15 protein-coding genes and 2 pseudogenes are annotated in these 23,876 nt (G+C 31.1%); 16 read left to right on the forward strand and 1 reads right to left on the reverse strand.

Annotated elements, in window-relative coordinates; all coding sequences use genetic code 11:
• Nucleotides 1-81: 81 nt before the first annotated feature.
• The 14 genes and pseudogenes from FVE74_RS03310 (at nt 82) to glmM (ending at nt 15,088) form a co-directional block, all read left to right on the forward strand.
• Complete coding sequence (locus tag FVE74_RS03310; protein ID WP_147003212.1) at nt 82-624, forward strand: hypothetical protein; 543 nt, start codon at nt 82-84, stop codon at nt 622-624.
• Nucleotides 625-720: 96 nt separating this feature from the next.
• Entirely contained in the window at nt 721-1,707 is a 987-nt protein-coding gene (gene argF, locus FVE74_RS03315; protein ID WP_147003213.1) for an ornithine carbamoyltransferase, read from the forward strand.
• 154 nt (nt 1,708-1,861) lie between these two features.
• A pseudogene (locus FVE74_RS12115) lies at nt 1,862-3,202 on the forward strand (ISLre2 family transposase).
• 170 nt (nt 3,203-3,372) lie between these two features.
• Nucleotides 3,373-3,738: a DUF4870 domain-containing protein gene (locus FVE74_RS03325; protein WP_147003214.1), complete on the forward strand. Its 366-nt coding sequence runs from the start codon at nt 3,373-3,375 to the stop codon at nt 3,736-3,738.
• A gap of 267 nt (nt 3,739-4,005) precedes the next feature.
• Nucleotides 4,006-5,598: a DNA polymerase III subunit gamma/tau gene (gene dnaX / locus FVE74_RS03330; RefSeq protein WP_147003215.1), complete on the forward strand. Its 1,593-nt coding sequence runs from the start codon at nt 4,006-4,008 to the stop codon at nt 5,596-5,598.
• 60 nt (nt 5,599-5,658) lie between these two features.
• Nucleotides 5,659-6,111, forward strand: coding sequence for a 50S ribosomal protein L9 (gene rplI, locus FVE74_RS03335; protein ID WP_147003216.1), 453 nt, complete (start codon nt 5,659-5,661; stop codon nt 6,109-6,111).
• Between the two features lie 48 nt (nt 6,112-6,159).
• Nucleotides 6,160-7,119: a replicative DNA helicase gene (locus FVE74_RS03340; protein ID WP_232054043.1), complete on the forward strand. Its 960-nt coding sequence runs from the start codon at nt 6,160-6,162 to the stop codon at nt 7,117-7,119.
• Between the two features lie 159 nt (nt 7,120-7,278).
• Entirely contained in the window at nt 7,279-7,464 is a 186-nt protein-coding gene (locus FVE74_RS03350) for a hypothetical protein (RefSeq protein WP_005899771.1), read from the forward strand.
• A 211-nt stretch (nt 7,465-7,675) separates the two neighbouring features.
• On the forward strand, nt 7,676-8,923 hold the full coding sequence (locus FVE74_RS03355; RefSeq protein WP_147003217.1) for an RNA-guided endonuclease InsQ/TnpB family protein: 1,248 nt from the start codon (nt 7,676-7,678) through the stop codon (nt 8,921-8,923).
• An 80-nt stretch (nt 8,924-9,003) separates the two neighbouring features.
• Nucleotides 9,004-9,486 (forward strand): annotated as a pseudogene (locus FVE74_RS03360) (DnaB-like helicase C-terminal domain-containing protein); the annotation flags it as partial.
• 311 nt (nt 9,487-9,797) lie between these two features.
• Nucleotides 9,798-11,066, forward strand: coding sequence for a peptidase U32 family protein (locus FVE74_RS03365; RefSeq protein WP_147003218.1), 1,269 nt, complete (start codon nt 9,798-9,800; stop codon nt 11,064-11,066).
• A gap of 284 nt (nt 11,067-11,350) precedes the next feature.
• The gene (locus FVE74_RS03370) at nt 11,351-12,031 is read left to right on the forward strand and encodes a response regulator transcription factor (RefSeq protein ID WP_147003219.1); all 681 of its coding nucleotides are present in this window, start codon (nt 11,351-11,353) and stop codon (nt 12,029-12,031) included.
• A gap of 10 nt (nt 12,032-12,041) precedes the next feature.
• Complete coding sequence (locus FVE74_RS03375) at nt 12,042-13,622, forward strand: sensor histidine kinase (RefSeq protein ID WP_147003220.1); 1,581 nt, start codon at nt 12,042-12,044, stop codon at nt 13,620-13,622.
• Nucleotides 13,623-13,723: 101 nt separating this feature from the next.
• Nucleotides 13,724-15,088 carry a phosphoglucosamine mutase gene (gene glmM / locus FVE74_RS03380; RefSeq protein WP_147003221.1) on the forward strand — a complete coding sequence of 455 codons (1,365 nt, stop codon included), beginning with the start codon at nt 13,724-13,726 and terminating at the stop codon, nt 15,086-15,088.
• Between the two features lie 147 nt (nt 15,089-15,235).
• On the opposite strand, the gene FVE74_RS03385 is transcribed toward glmM, so the two are convergent.
• Nucleotides 15,236-17,341 carry a glutamine synthetase III gene (locus FVE74_RS03385; protein WP_147003222.1) on the reverse strand — a complete coding sequence of 702 codons (2,106 nt, stop codon included), beginning with the start codon at nt 17,339-17,341 and terminating at the stop codon, nt 15,236-15,238.
• A gap of 453 nt (nt 17,342-17,794) precedes the next feature.
• Between FVE74_RS03385 and gltB the strand changes: the two genes are divergently transcribed.
• Both gltB and FVE74_RS03395 read left to right on the forward strand, forming a co-directional pair.
• On the forward strand, nt 17,795-22,306 hold the full coding sequence (gene gltB / locus FVE74_RS03390; protein WP_147003223.1) for a glutamate synthase large subunit: 4,512 nt from the start codon (nt 17,795-17,797) through the stop codon (nt 22,304-22,306).
• A 2-nt stretch (nt 22,307-22,308) separates the two neighbouring features.
• On the forward strand, nt 22,309-23,760 hold the full coding sequence (locus FVE74_RS03395; RefSeq protein WP_147003224.1) for a glutamate synthase subunit beta: 1,452 nt from the start codon (nt 22,309-22,311) through the stop codon (nt 23,758-23,760).
• Nucleotides 23,761-23,876 lie beyond the last annotated feature (116 nt).

Genomic DNA, 23,876 nt, shown 5'->3' on the forward strand with positions numbered 1-23,876 from the left:
AATTATAATTGTAAATTAAAAATTATTAAGGTAAAATTATACTGAAAGAACGAAAAAATTGAGAGTTAAAGGGAGATTTTTATGAAAACCTTTAGAAAAATTGTGATACTTTTTCTTTTGGTAAGTTTGATGAATTTTGGTGCGTCGAATATTGAAGGAAAAATTGCTCAGATTAGGAAAGATTTTGCAAGTACTAATGCTGTGAAAAATTATGTTATTAAGGAAGTTGAAGATTCAGAGCAAAGTACAGATGGTGGCGTTGTGAAATATTTTTCGCAAAATGGAATTGTTAAAAAAATTGTGGTTGAACATTTTGGAGAAAGTTGGAATAGTTTGACAGAATATTATTTAAAAAATGGAAAAGTTTATTTTATTTTTGATAAAGCTGAAAAATATAATGTGCCATATTATGTGGATTCTAAATGGTATAAAGAAAATAAGCTAAAAAATGGAGAAGTTTTTGATAAAAGAAAGTCAAAATTTTTTGAACAACGATATTATTTTGATGAAAATGAAAAATTAATTCGGTATATTGGTGAGAATAAAAAAATTGTTGAGAATGGACAAAAATTGAAGGAAATTGAGAAAGAAATATTGAAAGAATATTATAGAATAAAAAATTAATATCGAGTTACAAATAAAAATTGGAAAAATTAAATAATAGCAAGGGACAGAATCTCTTGCTACAATATGATAAAAAATAAAAATTAAGGAGAAATTATGTTAAAAGGAAAATCATTTTTAAAATTATTAGATTTTACGACGGAGGAATTGCAGTATTTACTAGATTTGGCGAAAAAATTGAAAATAGATAAGAAAAATGGGACTGAGAAGAAAACGATGGTTGGAAAAAATATTGCTTTGATTTTTGAGAAAACTTCTACTAGAACGAGATGTGCGTTTGAAGTGGGAGCTTATGACCAAGGGGCAAATGTCACTTACATTGGGCCTTCTGCATCACAAATTGGTGATAAGGAGTCTATGGAAGATACTGCGAAAGTTTTGGGAAGATTTTATGATGGAATCGAATATCGAGGATACGGTCAAGAATTGGTCGAAACTTTGGCTGAACATTCGGGAGTGCCTGTTTGGAATGGACTTACAACTGAGTTTCATCCGACACAGATTTTAGCGGATTTTTTGACAATTACAGAGAAAAAAGGTAAATTGAAAGGAATAAAATTTGCATTTTTAGGCGATGGAAAAAATAATATGGCAAATTCCTTAATGATCGGTGCTGCCAAATTTGGAATGGATTTTAGAATTGTTTGTCCGAAAGAATATTTTCCTGAAGAAAAATTAGTTGAAGAAGCTAAAAAAATTGCCGAAAAAACTGGTGGAAAAATTTTGTTGACAGAAGATAAAATCGAAGGAGTGAAAGATGCCGATGTCGTTTATACTGATGTTTGGGTGTCGATGGGAGAACCAAAAGAAATTTGGAAAGAAAGAATCGATAAATTGCTTCCATACCAAGTAAATGCTGATTTAGTAAAGCATTGTGCAAACGATTACTTATTTATGCACTGTTTACCAGCATTTCATGATTTAAATACGAAAGTTGCGAAAAATATTGAAAAAGAATATGGTTTGAAAGAAATGGAAGTTACTGACGAAGTTTTCAGAAGTAAAAATTCTGTTGTGTTTGATGAAGCGGAAAATCGTATGCATACGATAAAGGCTGTGATGGTGGCGACTTTGGGAGAATAAAGTAAGAGTTCTTTTAATAGACCTTTTTTTTCATTAAAAATAGACAGAGTAAAAAATATAGGGGCAAATAAATTTAATCAAATTTTTAATTAACAAAAAAGAGGAAACCAGTTACAATATAATCCCTCAATCCTATTGAAAGGTGGTTTCCTCTATGATTAGAATATCAGATTTTTATTCAATTGTAAAGACTTTTTTTAAAAATATTTTTTCCTTCAAACTTTCGTTTGAGCAACAATTTAAACTATTTATCATAAAGGCTTTTGAAATACTGTTTAGAGTTTATGTTAAAAAAGTTGATGACAACTTTTTTATTCCAATGAAAGAAAGAATAGATTTAAAAGTAAAGGGTTTGTCAAAAGAACTGTCACTACTGCTTTTGGATATGTAACTTTTGAACGTCGAAAATATGTAGATAAGAAAACAGGCGTTTACTACTACATTGATGAAAAATTGGACTTAAACGGTACAGACGGCTTTCTGAGGAGCTGATTTTTACCATACTTTTTGAATATCAGCATACTGCAGCTTCATTTGTTGCAAAGACTTATGCTGTTTCAAAAGCTACCGTGTATAATCTTGTCAATTCTTTTGAAATGCCAAAACTTGATATTGGAAGGTTTGAAAAGGATGATGATTCGCCAGTGTATATGGAAATTGATGAAGACCATATGAAATGCAGAAGAAGCAGAAATACATATATGAGGATGGTTGCTATACATCGTGGAATTGAGAAAGTCTGCAAGGACAGGAACAAGCTCATTGACAAGCATACAGTAATGTTCCCTACATCTGTATCGCTTGAGGAAGTGTCGGAGTATGTGCTTAACTATCTTGAAAAAAGATACAGTATGGATAAGAAAAAACTGATTGTGAACTCTGATGGCGGAAAATGGATAGACAGCTTCGTAGGAGAGCTTAGAATTTACAAGCCGGTACATATTTATGACAAGTTTCATCTGGTAAAAGCCATAGGCGAGATTTCCAAAAGGGATAAGGAAATATCAAAAAACCTTTACAAATGGCTTGAGAAAGATAATTTTACAGAACTTGAAAACTTTTATGAAACTTTTAAGGAAAAGAAAATATAAGCCAGAGAAGAAAAGATCAAATGAAGATGCTGCTTAACCAGTATGAAAAGATAAGAAGAATCTATACAGAAAAAGATTACATAGGGTCAAGGACAGAACCTCTTGTATCCCATGAATGCTCAAGATTCCTTTCAAGCAGACCAAAAGCCTTTTCAAGAAAAAAGATAAAGAGAAGAGCAATATACCACACTTTCTTTGCAAACTACGGCAAGGACAGGGACAAGGCTCACAAACTGTATTTTAATGGGACAAGAGTGGGCTCAATGGAAAAAGTAATAGAAACAAGTTGTTTGCCAGATATTATTAGCGAAGCAGGAAAAGGGACAAATATTCCATATTTAAGAGGAGGAGAAAGTCTGATAAGGGAAGTTCTGAAGGAAATATCACAAAGCAGAATGATTTAAAAAAGACAGCCCAAAATTTTTATTATGTTATTTTGGCTGCCCCTATATTTTTTACTCTGTCCTTAAAAATAAAAAATTTGAAATAAATAATTATATATGATATACTAAAAAAAATAAATCTGGAAGTAATTTAATAGTAATAAAAATAGAAAATATATTGGGAGGAGTTTATGGATAATAATAGAATTAGTGAACAGAAGTCAATTGCAGGGCTGAGGGCTAATGCTGCCGCTTTTCTTGTAAATTTGAGTTTTTTTACAATAATTGGAGGGCTGATAGTTCCGATTTTTGCTTTGATTTTGGAGGATAAAAATAGTTTTGTGAGATCGTATGCAAAACAGACTTTGGCTATATCAGTTTTGTTAATTGTTTCAGGAGTGCTGAATTTTGTTATAATTGTTGGAAATATTCTGTATTTTGTAATTTTTGTCGTATTGGTTATAATGCAAATTGTCGCAGCTGTTTCATCAATTTTGGAAAAGGAATTTAAAATTCCTTATATTGAAAAATTAATAAATATTTTGTTTTTGCATTAATTATTATTATTTTTTATTATTAATTAAATTTAAAGTAAAATTTTTTAGATTTGCATATCAATTATAGAATATAATAAAAGTACACCAAAGCATATTATTTAGGTGTATTTTTTTGTATGTTGAAAAAAGTTTTACAGCAGTTCACAAATTATAGTAAAAATGTTATAATATCAAATGTATTCAAACTTATGTTTTGTTATGCTGATTATTAATGATGTCTGGTAATTGGAATTTTAGTCAATGTATTTATAAAAAAGGGAGAGAATATTGAATATTACGTTATATAGAAAGTATCGGCCGCAGAATTTTGATGAAATTGCGGGGCAGGAATTTGTGTTGAGGGCTATTAAAAATTCCCTTAGGGAGAACAAGCTGTCACATGCGTATTTATTTACAGGGCCACGTGGTGTTGGGAAAACTACTATTGCTAGGCTTATTGCTAAAGGTGTGAATTGCTTGAATAGTGAAGATGTGACGGATAATCCTTGTGGGAAATGTGAGAATTGCCGTGAAATTTCTTCTGGGATTTCAATGGATATGATTGAAATTGATGCAGCTTCTAATCGTGGGATTGATGAGATTCGTGAATTAAAGGAAAAGATAAATTATCAGCCTGTCAAGGGAAGAAAAAAAATATATATAATTGATGAAGTTCATATGCTTACAAAGGAGGCATTTAATGCGCTTTTAAAAACACTGGAAGAACCGCCGGCACATGTTATATTTATTCTTGCAACAACAGAAATTGATAAGATTCCAGATACGGTTATCTCCAGATGTCAGCGGTATGACTTTTTGCCAATTGATAAGAAGGATATAAAAAAACTGCTTCAAAATGTGGCACAAAAGGAGAACATTAAAATTGATGATGCGAGTCTGGATTTGATTTATCGTAAGTCTGAAGGAAGTGCAAGGGATAGTTTTTCTATTTTTGAGCAGGTTGTGTCAAATTTTAATAATGAGGAAATTAATCTTGAAAAAACTCAGAAGGCTCTGGGAGTAGTGCCTGATGTGATTTTGGAGGAATTCCTGAATTTAATAAAAAAAAGTGACAAGGAAAGACTTGTTGATTTTATTGACAAGATTTGGGAAGATGGGCTTGTAATTGAAACTTTTTTAAAGGATTTTTCCTATTATTTGAAGGAGCAGTTTAAAAAGCAGACGGATTTATCGGTGGATTTTTTGCTGGATACAATAAGTGCGATTTTTTTTACTTTGAATGAATTTAAGTATGAAGAGGATAAAAGGCTGCTTGGATATGTGCTTGTTTATGAACTTTATAAAAATCAGAAGAAAAATTCAAATAAAAATAAAATTTTGGAAACTGATGATTTTGCTTCAAATAAAGCGGTTGTTGACAAAAATTATATTAAAGATGTTTCGGATCACATTTATGAAAAAGTTATGAGTCAAATTTCAGAAAATTCCAAAATTATAAATTCAGATGTTACAGAAAAAATAGCTGAAACAGAAGAAGTAAAAAAAGTAGAAAATTTAGAAAAGATAGAAAAAGCTGCAAAAAATTATGATATTTCAATTTTTTCTAAAAACTGGAGAAAAATTTTATCTGAAATAAAGAGAGAAAGTGTAATGCTAGGAGCATTATCGGTGAAAAGCAAGCCGGACAGGGTGGAAGAAGGATTGCTTTTTATAAGGTTTCCAAGTAATCATAAATTTCATAGCGAACAGCTTATGATACCTGAAAAGAAAGTGAAGGTTGAAAAAGTTATTAATCAAATCTGTAATTCGGATATTGAAATAAAAACTTTTTTTGAAAGCGATGATGCTAAAAATGGAGAAGATAAGTTTTTGAAGGATGCAGTGAAGTTTTTTGATGGGGAAATTTTAGAAAAAAAATAAATATATTAAATAAATTTATTGACAATTGGTTTATTAATAAAAAAGAAAGGTATGGTAGATATGAAAATTAAAGTAATTTTGAAGGAAAATATAAAAGGTGTAGGGAAAAAAGATGAAATTGTGGAAGTAAAGGATGGATATGCAAATAACTTTTTATTAAATCAAAATAAAGCGATACTTGCAACGCCTGAAAATATTAATAAATTAAAGGCAAGAAATGAAAAAATCCAAAAACATCATGATAGGGATGTGAAAAATGCTAAAGAATTGAAGGAAGTCTTGGCGACAAAGGAAATTGTGCTAAAAGTGAAGGCTGGGGAAAATAATAAGGTGTTTGGTTCAATTAACGCAAAGGAAATTGTGCAGGCTGTAAAGGATCAGTTAAATATTGATATTGATAAGAAGAAAGTTTCTGCAGATTCTAAAGTGAAGGAAATTGGAGTGCATAATGTGGAATTGAAACTTCATTCGGAAGTAAAGGCTAACTTAAAAGTTAGAGTTGAGGCTAAATAGCAGAATTTTTGCATAAAATTTAAAACTGGAAAGTGAGAAAATTGAAAAATGGGGTTATATGACGAAGATGGGAAAAATAGCGAGCCATATAGCATAGAGGCTGAAGAGGCACTTCTTGGGTCTGTCTTTATAAATCCTAATGTTATGGGAGATGTTGTTGATATTATAACAGCTGAAGATTTTTACAAAAGTAATTATAAATTGATTTTTTCTGAAATGATTAATGCCTATAATTCTGGAAAAATAATTGATGTGCTTTTGATAATTGAGGCTTTGAAAAAAAAGGAATTAATGGATGAAGTTGGAGATGAAGAAGTTATTTATGATTTGACTGAAGTTGTGCCAACTGCTGCAAATGCTGTTAATTATGCCCAAATTATAAAGGATAAGTCTGTTCAGCGCCAATTAATAGCCATTGGGGAAAAAATTGTAAGAATGGCTACACGTGGGTATGAGGAAACAGATGCGATGCTTGATAAATCAGAAAGCATGATTTTTAAAATTGCAGAATCTAAGCAGAAAAAAGAAATTGTAAAATTATCTGAATTGGTTCAATCTAAAGTAAAACGGCTAGATGATGGTTCGGAAGCTAAAGGAAAAATAACTGGCATTTCTTCAGGATTTAGCAGATATGACAGTATAACAAGCGGGTTTCACGGGTCTGACTTAATAATTCTTGCGGCACGTCCTGCAATGGGAAAAACTGCATTTGCATTGAATCTCGCAATAAATGTTGCAAGGCAAGGTAAAGGAGTGCTTATATACAGTTTAGAAATGGGAAATGAGCAGCTGTTTGACAGGCTTGTGGCAAGTGAGTCGAGAGTTAGGTTAAAGGGAATAAAGGATGGAACTTTGACTTCGGAAGAGCTTGTAACTTTGGGAGATGGGCTTGGGCGGCTTTCTGAGATGCCAATTTATATTTCAGATTCTGCAAGTGTAACAATGCTGGAAATAAAGGCTAATGCAAGACGGTTAAAGGCTGAAGGGAAGCTGGATTTTATTAAATAGTGCAAGAACACTCGCAACTTTAGTCGTGAGGTGAATTGCACGAAAATTTTAGTAAGCATATAGGGAAACTTGTATGTAGACACGGAGCAAAACCGTGCAACAAAGAAACTGAATTGCTAGGAACTCTTAAAGCTAGTATAACCACAACATAATGCTTAAGTGAGAATATGGTATAAGTGTGATGGTGGCGAAAGCAGAAAAAATATACTAGATGGTGCAAGGTTAAATCCTAAACATTATGATAATAGACAATCAGCAGCTAAGCCTGAAAAGGAAAGTTCAACGACTATCCCTCGTGAGGGGAGTACAATACAAGCGATTGGTATTGGAAGTGGTTTCGCCTAAGTCCTTGAAATAGGATATGGATAAGATATAGTCTGTGCTTGTTAGAGATAACAAGAAGTTCATAAGAGAACTGCATAAATGGTAGCGTATTTATGTGAACGACGCTTCCCACTGTTGTGGGGTTTTAAAAACTTTAAAAATATTTAAAAATAAACAGATAAAATGTAGAATACATGGTATAATATCTCTGATGAAAAGGAGGTGATTATATATGTATTTAACATTAAAACAACAGGTAAAACATCTTAGTAAAAAAGAGTTTAGGAATTTAAAACATTTATCTCATATAGCCAAGAACTTAACTAATGAAGCTATATATAATATTAGACAATACTATTTTAAAAATAAAAAGTATTTAAGTTATAACGAAAACTATAAAATGCTTAAAAATAGTGAGAACTATAAAAAATTAAATTCTAATATGGCTCAACAAATTCTAAAAGAAGTAGACGGAAGTTTTAAATCATTTTTTGGACTTTTGAAACTTGCTAAAAATGGTCAATATGATAATAAAAAAATAAAATTACCTAAATATCTTGCTAAAGATGGTTTTACAACTCTTGTTATAGGTTTTGTAAGATTAAAAGATGATATTCTGATAGTTCCTTATTCAAATTCATTTAGAAAGACACATAAGGAAATCGCAATAAAACTACCACCAGTATTAAAAGGCAAGAAGATAAAAGAGATTAGAATAATACCTAAACAACATTCTAGGTACTTTGAAATTCAATATACTTATGAGGTAGAAGAAGTTCAAAGGGAATTAAATAAAGAAAATGGACTAGGAATTGATTTAGGTATAGACAATCTTTGTACTTGTGTAACTAATAATGGAGCATCATTCATAATAGATGGTAGGAAATTAAAATCTATTAATCAATACTATAATAAGACAAATGCAAAATTACAAAGCATAAAAGATAAGCAAAAGATAGAGCATATAACATTAAGGCAAAAGAGAATAGCTAGAAAGAGAAATAATCGTATAGAAGATTACCTTTCAAAAGCAGCAAGAATAATTATAAATTATTGTCTTAATAATGATATAGGAAAAATAGTTCTAGGATATAATGAAGATTTTCAAAGGAATTCAAATATTGGAAGTATAAATAATCAAAACTTTGTAAACATACCATATGGAAAATTAAGAGATAAATTAATATATCTATGTAAGCTATATGGAATAGAATTTAAGCTACAAGAAGAGAGTTATACATCAAAAGCAAGTTTCTTTGATGGAGATGAAATTCCAATATATGATAAAGAAAATCCGCAAGAATATGTATTCAGTGGAAAAAGAATAAAAAGAGGACTATATCAAACAAGCAAAGGTAAACTCATAAATGCAGATTGTAATGGAGCATTAAACATATTAAGGAAAAGTAAAGTTGTGGACTTAAGTGTCCTATACAATAGAGGTGAGCTGAACACACCTAAAAGAATAAGGATAGTGTAAAGCTATCAAACTTTTTAGAAAATTTTTGAATATTTTTAAAGATTTTAGAACCCTGCGACTTTAGTCGTGGGAGGTTCAGGCTAATTGACTATTTGCAGTTAATAAGCCCTTCAGCAAATTCAAGAAAGAGTCGTGAGCAGGAAATATCTGAAATTTCACGTTCACTAAAAATACTTGCAAAAGAGCTGAATATACCAATTGTGACACTTTCACAGTTATCCCGTGGAGTGGAGCAGAGAGTTGACAAAAGACCAATTTTATCAGATTTGCGGGAATCGGGAGCAATTGAGCAGGATGCGGATATGGTAATGTTTCTATATCGTGAAAGCTATTATAACAAAGATACTGCTACAGAAGTGAATAATGTGGATGTTCCAGATAAATATGTTAAAAAATCACAGGACTTGCCAAAAACTGGAGAAAAACAGGAAATGGAAAAAGTTGAACTGATAATCGGAAAGCACAGAAGTGGACCGACTGGTACGATAGAATTGGGATTTTTTCCTAATTATCAGCAATTTGTAAATGTTGTGGATGATGAATTTGCACCGTCTGCAGAATAAATCAGATTTGCTTGAAAACTGTATTTATTTAAAATTTAATAAAACAAATGTTCTGAAGCAGAGGGTCTTGAACCCATGTTAAATAAAAAAATTAAGAAATCTAACTAAATAGAAAAGATAGGCAATTATAAAAAATAAAGGTGATAAAGATTAGATAACAGCAGTATTTATTATGATTACAAAGGGTCAATATCTTTTGTCAAGGAATTAAACAATAAAACTAAAAATTTAAAAATATTGCGGTTATTGAAATTTTTATATTTTTACAAATGGATATGAGAAGAAAAGAATTAAGGAGAAAAAATTAGAGAATGGAAACAAAAAAAAGAGTAGAATTATTAGCACCAGCTGGAAATATGGAAAAGTTAAAGACAGCCTTTCATTTTGGAGCTGATGCGTGTTTTGTTGGAGGAAGCGCATTTAATTTAAGGGGAATGTCTTCAAATTTTAAAAATAAGGAATTAAAGGAAGCTGTGGATTATGTTCATAGTTTAGGGAAAAAAATATATGTAACTTTAAATATCTTTGCACATAATACGGAAATTGAATATATGCCGAGATTCATAAAAAAACTGGATGAATTTGGCGTGGATGCAGTGATTGTCGCTGATCTGGGAGTTTTTCAGATGGTTAGGGAGCATGCTCCAAATATGAAGATTCATGTAAGTACGCAGGCGAACAATACAAACTGGATGAGTGTAAAAACTTGGAAGGATATGGGAGCAAAAAGAGTTATTCTGGCTAGGGAAATGTCACTTAAAGAAATTAAGACTATACGTGAAAAAGTGCCTGATGTGGAAATAGAAGTGTTTATTCACGGGGCAATGTGCATGGCATATTCTGGAAGATGCTTATTGAGCAACTATTTTACAAATCGTGATGCGAACCGTGGAATTTGTGCACAGGATTGCCGTTGGAACTATAAGGTTATTGCAGAGGGGCATGAGGAAACTGGAGCTCATGATATTGTGGAAAATGAAGAAGGAACATATATGTTTAATGCTAAGGACTTGTGTTCGATAGAGTTTATTGATAAAATAATTGAAACTGGAGTGGATTCGTTAAAAATTGAAGGAAGAATGAAGAGCATTTATTATAACTCGACTGTTGTAAAACAATATAAGAGAGCATTAGACAATTATTATTCTGGAAATTATAAATATGACCCTGATTGGCTGGCTGAACTTAAAACGATCAGTCATAGACAATATTCAAATGGGTTTTATTTGGGGCCTACTTCTGAAAAGGATCAAAATTATGAAACTGGACTTTCTTATAGCCAGACTTATAGACTTGTTGCAAATGTGCTTGAAAAAGTTGATACAAATAAATACAAAATTCAAATAAGAAATAAAGTTTATGCAACTGAAACTTTGGAATTGGTTCGTCCAATTGGAGATGCAATTAAATTTAAAGTGGAAAACTTTTTCAATACAAAAAATGAAGAGTATCAAGAATATGTAAACCCAAATACAATCGCTATTATTGAAACAGATGTGGAAATGGGGCCAATGGATCTTATTAGAATAAAATTGCCTGAAGGGCAATCGGATAGCGATATGGATACATCAGAGTTTTAATTATATTAAATAAAAAATTAATTATAATTTTAACATAAAAAAAGCAATATGGATAAAAAGCGTTGATTTTTAATCTTAAATAAATCTTTTGTTTATTGAAAATTGTTGAAAAAAAAAGATAAAATACTATACAAATCAAAAAAAATGAGTTATAATGACTTGTAAGATTATAAACCTTTACTTTGTATCGAAATTTTAAAATTAGTTTTTATAATAAATGGATATTTTAAAAGGTAGAAGATAATAAAGTGAGAAAAAATATTAGAACAGAAGTGGAGATAACTATGAGAGAGAAAATATTAGTAATTGAAGATGATCCTAAAATTTCAAGACTTCTTGAAATTGAATTAAAATTTGAAGGATTTGACGTGTTTTTTGCATACGATGGTAAAGAAGGGCTTAATATGGCTAAATATGGTTCGTATGACATTATCCTTCTGGATGTAATGCTTCCTAAAATGAGTGGAATGGAAGTTTGCAAAAGAATAAGGGAAACTTCGCAAGTACCTATTATTATGCTTACAGCTAAGGATGAAATTAGTGATAAGGTAGTTGGATTTGATTATGGGGCAGATGACTATATGACAAAACCATTTTCAAATGAAGAATTGCTTGCTAGAATAAAAGCGCTTCTTAGAAGAACTAAAAAATCTGTTGTTCACAAGGGAATATTTGAATTTGAAGATTTAACAATAAACTATTCTACTTATGAAGTATTTAGAGATTATGGAAAAACTCTTATTCAACTTTCAAAAAGAGAATTTGAATTGCTTGACTTTTTAGTATTAAATAAAGGAATTGTTTTATCTAGAGATAAAATTTTAGAAGAAGTTTGGGGATTTGACTATATTGGAAACGATAATATCCTTGATTTGTATATTAAATATTTAAGAGATAAAATTGACAAGCCTTATGAAAGAAAATTCATCCAAACTGTAAGAGGAATTGGATTTATTTTTAAATAAGGAGTAAAAAATGAAAAATTTGAAATTAGAAGATCGTATTTCGGCAAATTACGCTCTTCTATTTTTGGTATTAATATTAGTTTCCAATATTATTTTAGTTTATTCGTTGCAAAAGCAGTCAAATAAAGTGCTGGAAGTTTCGGCTAGTGACAAATTGAAGGAAATAAACAGTTTTTTGGACAAGGTTGGAATTTTTTCAGATAAGACAAATGTGCTTACGCTTGATTTCAATCCTGAAGTTGTGGAAGGAAAGAAGGTAATTCACGTAAAGCCGTTTAATCCAGGAGAAGACAATTATTTGTATGTTTTGGAAATAAAGCAAAACAAGGATTCAGTAATACCGATTAATACAATTGGAGATACAGATACTGAAGAGGCTTCGATGACTAATGAAAGCATGGTTGAGCTGCTTGAAAGTTATAATTTGAAAGATAATGTTTCAAGTGGAAAGACAATAAATATTGAAAAAAATAAATATTTTGTATTTAAAGTTAGCCGTGTAATAAAAAATTATAAATTTAATATTTATACTTTGAAAAATGTTACAAATGAAAATAAAATTTATAAAAGACTGGAATATCTTGTTATTTTATTTACAATAATTGGAGTTGTCATAACAATCATTGTTTCAAAAATAATGAGCCGAAGAATCTTAAAACCAATTAATAATGTAATAAAAACTGCTAAAAGCATTTCAACAGATGACTTGAGCAAGAGAATAGAAATACCAAAAGAGGAAGATGAATTGCAAAATCTGACACTTATTATAAATGAGATGTTAGACAGGCTGGAAACGTCATTTGAAAATCAGAAAAAATTTGTATCAGATGCTTCGCATGAATTGCGGACACCGCTTGCTATAATAAAAGGTTATGCGGAAATTATACGTAAGCGTGGAACTACAGATATTGATATATTTGTAGAGTCAATTGATTCAATAATCAGTGAAACTGATAATATGCGTAATTTAATACAGAAATTGCTGTTTTTGGCTAAAGGTGAAATTACAAAAATTAATACAAAATTTGTAGATATTGATGCAAATGAAATGGTACATCAAATTCATTCTGATACAGTAGTTTCTACAAAAACTCATAAATTCCATCTGGAAATGGGGGAAGACTATAAAATTAAAGGTGATGAAACATTACTGCAGCAGGCAATTAGAGCCTTAATTGAAAATGCTGCAAAATATTCAGAGCCAAATACAAATATTTATATAAAATCTTTTATAAAAGATGGATTTGGGCGAATTTCAATTCGAGATGAGGGAGTTGGAATTTCTGATGAGGATGCAAAGAGAATTTTTGACAGATTTTACAGAGTGGATTTGTCGAGAACAAAGGCGACGGGTGGAACTGGACTTGGACTTGCGATAGTTAAACGAATCGTAGAAATTCATAATGGAAAAATCGAAGTTGATTCTAAAATGAATGAAGGAACAGAAATTTCAATTGTTTTACCTATTGGAGATGCGGTTGTAAATTCACAGAAAGAAATTAATAAAAATATAAATAAAGAAAAAATCGAAAAGAAAAAAAGTGTTTTTGGATTTTTAAAAAAGAAAAATAAGAAAAGTAAGAAAAAATAAAATTATAATTTATTTGTTCAGTAATAAATTTTACTAGATAAAAATTAGCAAATTTATTTTTAAATTTAAAAATAGAAAATAAAAAATAGAGAGGGAAAATAATGGCTAGAAAATATTTTGGAACTGATGGAATGAGAGGAGAAGCTAATAAGGACTTGACAATTGATTTAGTTACAAGTTTGGGGCTTGCTCTTGGGTATTATTTAAAAAAACATAGAAAAAAAGCTGGAAAGCCAAAAGTTATTCTTGGAACAGATACAAGAATTTCAGGGTATATGATTCGTTCAGCACTTACAGCGGGATTAAATTCTATGGGTGTAAATATTGACTTTGTTGGAGTGCTGCCTACTCCTGGAGTTTGTTACTTGACTAGAAAATTAAAGGCTGATGCGGGAATTATGATTTCAGCTTCACACAATCCTGTAAAGGACAATGGAATAAAAATATTTAGTCAAAATGGTTATAAATTGCCTGATGCAGTTGAGGAAAAATTGGAAGAGTTGATGGGTAAAAAGGATGAACTTCTTGAAAAACATCAAGTTGCAGGAGATGACCTTGGAACATTTAAATATGTGGAAGATGATATGAAAATCTATTTAGATTATTTAACTTCTACAGTAAAAACTAATTTTTCAAAATTAAGAATTGTAATTGACACTGCAAACGGTGCGGCATATAGAGTGGCTTCAAAAGTATTTCAAAATCTAGGTGCAGATGTTATTGTAATTAATAATATTCCAAATGGAAAAAACATCAATGTAAATTGTGGATCAACACATCCAGAACTGCTTCAGGAAGTAGTTAAAGTTTACAAGGCTGATTTGGGACTTGCCTACGATGGAGATGCCGACAGATTAATCGCTGTTGACAATACAGGAGCAATTATAAACGGAGATCTGATTATTGCAATTATCGCAGAATATATGCAAAGCAGAGGACTTTTAAACGATAATAAAGTTGTAACTACAGTTCTAAGTAATATGGGATTTGAAAAATATCTGGATGAAAAGGGAATTGGATTAATTCGTGCAAATGTTGGAGATAGATATGTTCTTGAAAAAATGAAGGAATATGGATTAAACATTGGTGGAGAACAGTCTGGGCATATTTTAATGCTTGACTACAATACAACTGGAGACGGAGTATTGTCATCAATTCAGCTAGTTGCGGCTATTTTAGAAAGCGGAAAAACTTTGCATGAACTTGTAAAAGATATTAAATTATGGCCACAAGATTCTAAAAATATTACAGTTGCAAAGGAGAAAAAGGCAACTTGGGAAACAAATAAGGAATTAATTGACTTTATCAAGGCAAAAGAGAAAGAAATCGCTGGAAAGGGAAGAATCCTTGTAAGAGCTTCTGGAACAGAATCTTTAATAAGAGTAATGGTTGAGGCTGAAAGTCAGGAAACTGTGGATAAATATGTAGAAGAGCTGAGTAAAAAAGTGGAAGAAATTCTTTGTTAATGAAAGATAAAAAAGAAAAAAGAATAAAAAATAATTATGAAACTGGGTTTTTTCCCCAGTTTTTTTTGTATGTAAAAAAAGACTATTTCAATACGAAATAGTCTAATTTTTTAAACCGCTTTGAGTTTTATAGTTATATTTATCTCATTATAATTTAAATAATAAATCAGTATATGTTGGGAATTTCCATAAGTCTTTATCAATAATTTTTTCCAAATTATCGCAAGGAACTCTCAATGCTTCAAGTCCTGATACTAACTTTTCTTTTGCTAAATCAGTTTGTTTAGGTAAATCTTCTTCGTTTGAAACTCTTGCAATTTCTTTTTCAAGTGATTTTGTTTCTTTTCTCAATGCTGTCACATTTGATAAAACATCTTTTAGCAATTCTTCCTGTTCTTTTATGAAGGCTTTTCCGTATTTTGAATTTTTTTCAATGTGGTCTGCCAATAAGTTTGCAAATTTTAGAGCTGATGGCAAGATGTTTTTGTTTACGATATCAATTAATGTTCTTGATTCAATGCTAATTTGTTTTACATATCTTTCAGCATAAGCATTGTATCTTGCTAATGATTCTTGTTCTGACAGCATTCCAATTCCATCTACTAATTCCAAAATTTCTGGCTCAACCATTTTTCTAAGTGCTGTGTTTGCAGAAACTTCGTTTGTAAGTCCTCTTCTTTTTGCTTCTTTAACCCATTCTTCGCTGTATCCATTACCGTTGAAAATAATTCTGTGGTGTTTTTTGTAAGCATTTGCGATGATTTCATTTATTACTTTTGGTAAAGTTTTTTCAGTCGCTTTTTCCAATTTGTCAGCATATTCAGATAATACTTTTCCAACTGCTGCATTGATTACTGCTGCTGTTGTTGCTGGAGTTGAACTTGAACCTGGCATTCTAAATTCAAATTTGTTTCCTGTGAATGCGAAAGGTGAAGTTCTGTTTCTATCTCCTGCATCCATGCTGAATGTTGGAAGTACATCAACTGACAAGTTTACTTCTGAAGCTTCTGACACAGGTGCATCTTTTTTGTTGGCAATATTGTCTAAAATTGTTGTCAATTCTTCACCTAGGAAGATTGAGATAATTGCTGGTGGTGCTTCGTGTCCTCCTAATCTGTGGTCATTTGTAGCAGTTGCAGTTGAATATCTCAACATTGGATAATATCTGTCAACAGCTTCAATTACTGCAGATGTAAAGATTAAGAAGTTTGTATTTGTTTTAGGGTCTTTTCCTGGACTGAATAAGTTATCTCCATCATCAGTTCCAAGTGACCAGTTGTTATGTTTTCCTGAACCGTTTACCCCATCAAAAGGTTTTTCATGAAGTAATGCAACTAATCCGTGTTTTAGTGCAGTTTTTTCAATTGTTTCCATTATAATTTGATTTTGGTCTGAAGCCAAGTTTGCAACTGAGAATAATGGTGCAACTTCAAATTGGTTTGGTGCAACTTCATTATGTCTAGTTTTTGATGGAATTCCTAATTTCCATAATTCAACATCGACATCACTCATAAAGTTAATAACTTTATCTTTAATTTTTCCAAAGTAGTGGTCGTTCAATTCTTGACCTTTTGGTGCTGGAGCTCCAAATAATGTTCTTCCTGTAAGAAGTAAATCATCTCTTGCTTCAAACAATTCTTTTTTAACCAAGAAATATTCCTGTTCAACTCCAAGTGTGTTAAATACATGTTTTGAAGTTGTATTTCCCAATGCTCTTAATACTCTTAGCGATTGTTCGCTTATATATTTCATTGTTCTAAGTAAAGGAACTTTTTTATCCAATGCTTCTCCTGTAAATGAAATAAATGCAGTTGGAATATATAATGTAACTCCATTTTTATTTTTTCTTATAAATGGATATGAACTTGTATCCCAAATTGTGTATCCTCTTGCTTCAAATGTGCTACGAAGTCCTCCATTTGGAAATGATGAAGCATCAGGCTCACCTTTTATCAAATTGCTTCCTGAAAATTTGTAAATTAATTCTTCACTTTCAGTTGGTTCCAAGAATGAATCGTGTTTTTCAGCTGTTAAATCTGTTAGCGGTTGAAACCAGTGGCAGTAGTGAGTTGCTCCTCTTTTAGTTGCCCAGTCTTTTATTGCATTTGCAATTACTTCTGCTGCTTCTTTTGATAATTCTGTTTTTCCTAATTGCGATGCTTTAAATTCTTTGAAAACTTCTTTAGAAACTCTTTTTTTAAGGTTGCTGTCTCTAAAGACATTTTCTCCAAAACTTTTCATAGCATTTTCCATAAATTTACCTCTTTTCTAATTTTCTAAATTTTACATTTTTTAAAGATTGAAAATGTGGTAATAAACTACACTTTTTCAAAACTCTTCCAAAACTTTTCATAGGCTTATTATACAATGTGTAAAATTATAAGTCAAATAAAAATTTTGATAATATTATATTTTAAAAAATCTTTTTAAGTTTAGTGTTTATCGTGTTTTTATCCATTTTTTTTAAACGGATATTTTGGTTATCAAATTTTTTTTTATGTTTGCAAAATGATTTTGTGAAATGTATAATTGGTTCATAGTATATAATAAGGTTAAAATATTTTATTAATATTACTTAATATTTCTTATTCTTATGTTAATATATATTTTTTAACTAGTATATTAATATATTGATATTCAATTATTAAATTACTTAATATAATAAAATATTTTATGAGAAAATCTAAAACATTGGAGGTACAGACTTTGGATAATAACATTCAAAATGTAAAATCACAAAAATATGAGCTTTCTAAAAATTCACTTTATGAGCCGTATTTTGAAAAAGACAACTGCGGTATGGGATTTATCGCAAATATTGACAATAAAAAAACTAATCAAGTTGTAAAAGATGGAATAAGAATTTTAGCTGGATTGGAACACCGTGGAGCTGAAGGATATGACAGTGAAACTGGAGATGGAGCTGGACTTTTATTTGAAGTGCCACACAAATTTTTTGCAGAAATAGTTCCAAATCTTCCAGAATTTGGAGATTATGGAGTTGCTAACATATTTTTCCCAACTGTAAAAGAAGAATTTGAAAAAATAAAGGAAATTGTCGAAGAAACTGTAAAAAATTCAAAAGATGAAATCCTAACTTGGAGAGAAGTTCCTATAAAAAAAGATGCCGTTGGAGTTCAAGCACAATCTACAATGCCATCTGTCTGGCAACTTTTCATAAAAAGAGTAAATTCATCAAAAGAAGATTTTGAAAAAAATCTTTATATTTTGAGAAGAAAAATTGAAAATGCCGTAAAAAAAGCAAACTGCGACACTGAAGATAAATTTTACATAACAAAATTATCTTCAAAATCAATAGTTTATAAAGGTTTAGTAAAACCTGATCAAATCGAGAACTTCTATATCGACTTGCAATCAGACAAACTTGTAAGTTCTTATTGCCTAGTTCACCAAAGATTTAGTACGAACACTTTCCCATCTTGGAAACTTGCTCACCCATTCAGATTTTTGGCACACAATGGGGAAATTAATACTGTAAAAGGAAATGTAAACTGGATGAAAGCCAGAGAAATTGCACTAGCTTCGCCTAATTACGAAGATATTAAAGAATTATTCCCAATAAATGATGAAGAATGGTCAGATTCGGCTAATCTTGATGCAGTTATTGAACTACTTGTATTTTCTGGAAAAACTTTGATGGAAGCGATTTCAATTTTAGTTCCTGCAGCTTGGGAAAAGGATCATACTAAATCTGAAGATTTAAAAGCATTTTATGACTATTATTCAGGATTAATGGAAGCTTGGGATGGACCTGCGGCTATGATTATGACTGATTCCAGATATTTGGTTGCAAAACTTGATAGAAATGGACTTAGACCGCTTAGATATATTTTGACTGATGATAATCAGATGCTTGTCGGTTCTGAAGTTGGAACTTTGCCAATAAAACCTGAAAATATTGTTCAAAGTGGAAGAGTTAAACCTGGAAAAGTTTTTGTAATTGATCTAGAAAAGAAAAAATTGTATAACGATGATGAAGTTACTGAAAAAGTCTTGAACGGAACTGACTTCAAAAAATTAATTAAAGATAAGAAAAATGTAAACGATTTAATGAAAGAAGCTAATTTTGATTACAATAGAACTAGCGATTTAGATGACATTTACAACAAATTAAAATTATTTAGTTATTCAAGAGAAGATTTACACATCTTGATTTCAAGAATGGCTATAACTGGACAAGAACCTCTTGGTTCAATGGGAAATGACGCAGCACTTGCTATTTTTGCCGAAAAGCCAAAATTGCTTTACAGCTACTTTAAACAATTGTTTGCACAAGTAACAAATCCTCCAATTGACCCAATTAGAGAAAATTTTGTTATGTCGCTTAGAACACAGCTTTATAGAAAAGCAAATATTTTAGAAGAAATTCCTGAAGCTGGAGAAACTGTAGTTTTGGATTCTCCAATTATGGACAACAAGACTATGGAATTTTTGAAAAATTATGAAAGAAATGGGAAAAAACCTGCTATTTTAGATATAACTTTCAAACCAACTGAAAACTTGGAAGAAAGACTGGATAAAATATTTAAGCTTGCTGAAGATGCAATTGATAGCGGAGTAAAATCTATTATTTTATCTGACAGAAATGCTGATACTGAAAATGTGGCAATTCCAGCTTTGCTTGCTGTTGCTGGACTTCATCACTATTTAATTAGAAATAAAAAAAGAAATGAAATTGATATTTTAGTGGAAACTGGGGAAGCTAGAGAAATTATGCATTTTGCATTGCTGATCGGATACGGTGCAACTGCAATTAACCCTTACTTGGCACTTGATTCAATCGAATATATGGTAAAAAATAAACTTTACTTGAATGCTGATGAATCTGAAATAAAAGATTTGCAATACAACTATTTGAAAGCTCAGAAAAAATCAATTTTGAAAACTATGTCAAAAATGGGAATTTCAACTGTTGACAGTTACAGAGGAGCACAAATTTTTGAAGCTGTTGGATTATCAACTGAATTAGTTAAAAAATATTTCACAGGAACTGTTTCAAGAATCGAAGGGCTTACAATTAAAACGTTGGAAGATGAAGTGCTAAATAACTTTGACGATGCAATTGATTCAATTAATCTTGGTGCTGAAACACTTTATGTGGATGGAGAATATTCTTGGATGAAGGAAGGAACAAATAGAATCTTAACTCCTGATGCGATTGCAAAAGTTCAAGATGCCGCAAATAGAGATGATTACAACACTTATAAGGAATTTGCGAAAATTGTAAATGACCAAAGTCAGCATTTGCTTACAATAAGAGGAATGCTAAAATTCCATTCTGACAGAAAACCTGTTTCAATTGATGAAGTTGAGCCTGTTGAAGCAATTATGAGAAGATTTGTTACTGGAGCTATGTCATTCGGTTCAATTTCAAAAGAAGCTCACGAAGCGATTGCAAGAGCACTAAATACGATTGGTGGTCGTTCTAATTCTGGAGAAGGTGGAGAAAATCCTGAAAGATTTTTAGACAACAGAAGAAGTGCCACAAAACAAATTGCATCTGGAAGATTTGGAGTTACAACTGATTATTTGGTAAATGCCGATGAGTTACAAATTAAGATGGCTCAAGGGGCAAAACCTGGAGAAGGTGGACAATTACCTGGATTTAAAGTTAATAAGGAAATTGGTGCTACTCGTCATACAACGCCTGGAATTAGCTTAATTTCTCCACCACCACACCACGATATTTACTCAATCGAAGATTTGGCACAGCTAATTTTTGATTTAAAAAATGTAAATGAAAAAGCTAGAATTAGTGTTAAATTAGTATCTGAAGCTGGAGTTGGAGTCGTTGCTTCTGGAGTTGCTAAAGCAAAATCTGAAATGATCTTAATTTCTGGACATGACGGAGGAACTGGAGCATCACCACTATCTTCAATTAAACATGCTGGATTGCCTTGGGAATTAGGACTTTCTGAAGCTCACCAAATTTTAAAAGAACACAAATTGAGAAGTAGAGTTACTCTTCAAGTTGATGGAAAATTAAAAACAGGTAGAGATTTAGTAATTGGAGCGATTTTAGGAGCTGAAGAATTTGGATTTGCGACAATGCCGCTTGTAATTTTAGGATGTATTATGATGAGAAAATGTCATACAAATATGTGTCCAGTTGGAGTTGCAACTCAATCTGAAGAACTTCGTAAGAAATTTACTGGACAATATGAAAATATTATTAGATACTTTAGATTTATCTCACAAGAAGCAAGAGAAATTATGGCTGAACTTGGAGTTACAAAACTTGATGAATTAATTGGAAAAGCTGATGAATTCTTGGAAGTTTCTAAAACTTCAAAATTAGAAAAAGTTAAAAATGTAGACTTAGGAAAAATTCTTTACACTAACAAGAATAGCGACAGTCCAAATGTAAAAACTCAAAATCAAGACTTCAAAATGGAAAATATCATCGATAGAAAATTAATTAAACTTGCTAAAGCAACTTTTGAAAGCGATAAAAATAATGTTCAAAAAACTGTAATTAATGAAAAAATTGAAAACTTTGATAGAAGTTTTGGAGCGATGTTAAGTGGAGAAGTTGCTAGAACATTTGGTGGATATAAACTTGAAGATGATACAATTACACTAAACTTGGAAGGAATCGGTGGACAAAGTTTTGGTGTGTTTGGAGCAAAAGGAATTACATATAATTTGACTGGACAATCAAACGATTATATTGGAAAAGGATTATTCGGTGCAAAAATTATTATTAAAAAACCTGAAGTTTCTAAATACGAAGCAGATGAAAATATAATTGGAGGAAATGCCATTTTATACGGTGCAATCAGAGGAGAAGCTTATTTAAATGGAGTTGCTGGAGAAAGATTCTGTGTTAGAAACTCTGGAGCGGTTGCTGTTGTAGAAGGTGTTGGAGATCACGGTTGTGAATACATGACTGGTGGACGTGCTGTTATTTTAGGAGAAACTGGTAAAAACTTCGCTGCTGGTATGAGTGGTGGAATTGCTTATGTTTATGATAAAAACAATACTTTTGAGCAAAACTTGAATAAAGAAATGGTTGAATTTGATGAACTTAACGAAGTTTATGAAAATGAGATAAAAACTTATGTGGAAAAACACTTTAATTATACAGGAAGTGTCGTTGCAAAAGAAATTTTAAACAATTGGAAAACTGAAAAACAAAACTTTAAAGTTGTTATTGCACCTGAATTTAAAGAAATATTTGAGAGAGGTGAGGCTTAGAAATGGGAAAACTAGGTGGATTTTTAGAAATTGAAAGAGAAGAAAAAAAAATTAGGGAAATTTCTGACAGAATTAAAGATTTTAATGAAATTGATGTCCCTTTAAACGATGAATATATAAAAACACAAGCGGCTAGATGTATGGACTGCGGAGTACCTTTTTGCCACTGGGCCTGTCCTGTCGACAACCACTGTCCTGAATGGCAAGATTTAGTTTATAACGGTGAATGGAAAAAGGCTTTGGACTTGCTTTTGTCAACAAATCCATTTCCTGAATTTACTGGGCGAATTTGTCCAGCACTCTGTGAAGGAAGCTGTACTTTAGGAAAAAATGATAAACCTGTAACTACTAAAAATATTGAACTTGCTCTTATTGAAAAAGGTTGGGAAAATGGATGGGTAAAACCAAAAACTCCTAAAAAAAGATTTGATAAAAAAATTGCAGTAATTGGAAGTGGACCATCTGGACTTGCTGCTGCTCAAACTTTAAATAGATACGGTTATAATGTAACAGTTTATGAAAGAGATGAAAAACCAGGTGGACTTCTTGCTTTAGGAATTCCTGATTTCAAATTGGATAAAAAAATCATCGATAGAAGAGTTAAATTAATGGAAGATGAAGGTGTTAAATTTATTTACAATGTTGAAGCTGGAAAAGATATTTCTACTGAAGAATTAGAAAGCAAATATGATATTATTGTTATGGCTTGTGGTTCTAAACAAGGTAGAGATTTAAAAATAAAAGGAAGAGAAGCTAAAGGTGTTCATTTGGCTATGGAATTCTTAACTCAACAAAATAGAAAAGTTAGCAATGTTCCTTTATATGACGAAGAAATCAATGTAAAAGGTAAACATGTGCTTGTAATTGGTGGTGGAGATACTGGTTCTGACTGTGTTGGGACTTCTGTAAGACAGGGTGCTGCAAGTGTAAAACAAATTGAAATTTTAAACAGACCGTCTGAAACTCGTACATCAAAAAACCCTTGGCCACAATTTCCAATGTATCTAAAAACTTCGACTTCTCACAAGGAAGCAACTGAAGTTTATGGAAATGACCCAAGAGAATGGAATGTTACAACAAAAAAATTTATTAAAGATGAAAATGGAAATCTTTGTGGAGTAAAAATTGCAAAAGTTGAAAGTTTTGTAAATGAAGATGGAAGACTTGGATTTAGAGAAGTTGAAGGTTCTGAAGAAATAATAAAAGTTGACTTTGTCTTTTTAGCAATCGGATTTTTACATCCATATTTTGAAGGACTTTTGGAAAACTCAAAAGTTGAATTAGATGGGCGTGGAAATGTAAGTGCAAATGTCATCGACTTTAAAACTTCTGCTCCAAAATATTTTGCCGCAGGAGATGTAAGACGAGGGCAATCGCTTGTTGTCTGGGCAATTAGTGAAGGTAGAAATGCTGCTAAGGCTATTCATGAATATTTGAGAAAAAATAAAAACTAATATTATTAGCCTGAATAATAGAATTTAAAATCATATATTTAATTTAAATTAATATGATAATAAAAAAAGGACTGTTTTATAAAAACAATTTTGTAAAGCAGTCTTTTCTTAATTTT

The organism is Leptotrichia wadei (genome assembly GCF_007990445.1).
GTDB lineage: Bacteria > Fusobacteriota > Fusobacteriia > Fusobacteriales > Leptotrichiaceae > Leptotrichia > Leptotrichia wadei_A.

Bases quoted from the DNA above. Each gene is read 5' to 3' on its own strand.
- FVE74_RS03385 (WP_147003222.1), bottom strand. From the start codon at position 17,341: ATGGAAAATGCTATGAAAAGTTTTGGAGAAAATGTCTTTAGAGACAGC.
- FVE74_RS03325 (WP_147003214.1), top strand. From the start codon at position 3,373: ATGGATAATAATAGAATTAGTGAACAGAAGTCAATTGCAGGGCTGAGG.
- FVE74_RS03375 (WP_147003220.1), top strand. From the start codon at position 12,042: ATGAAAAATTTGAAATTAGAAGATCGTATTTCGGCAAATTACGCTCTT.
- FVE74_RS03340 (WP_232054043.1), top strand. From the start codon at position 6,160: ATGGGGTTATATGACGAAGATGGGAAAAATAGCGAGCCATATAGCATA.
- FVE74_RS03370 (WP_147003219.1), top strand. From the start codon at position 11,351: ATGAGAGAGAAAATATTAGTAATTGAAGATGATCCTAAAATTTCAAGA.
- FVE74_RS03395 (WP_147003224.1), top strand. From the start codon at position 22,309: ATGGGAAAACTAGGTGGATTTTTAGAAATTGAAAGAGAAGAAAAAAAA.
- argF (WP_147003213.1), top strand. From the start codon at position 721: ATGTTAAAAGGAAAATCATTTTTAAAATTATTAGATTTTACGACGGAG.
- rplI (WP_147003216.1), top strand. From the start codon at position 5,659: ATGAAAATTAAAGTAATTTTGAAGGAAAATATAAAAGGTGTAGGGAAA.
- FVE74_RS03365 (WP_147003218.1), top strand. From the start codon at position 9,798: ATGGAAACAAAAAAAAGAGTAGAATTATTAGCACCAGCTGGAAATATG.
- FVE74_RS03310 (WP_147003212.1), top strand. From the start codon at position 82: ATGAAAACCTTTAGAAAAATTGTGATACTTTTTCTTTTGGTAAGTTTG.
- glmM (WP_147003221.1), top strand. From the start codon at position 13,724: ATGGCTAGAAAATATTTTGGAACTGATGGAATGAGAGGAGAAGCTAAT.
- FVE74_RS03355 (WP_147003217.1), top strand. From the start codon at position 7,676: ATGTATTTAACATTAAAACAACAGGTAAAACATCTTAGTAAAAAAGAG.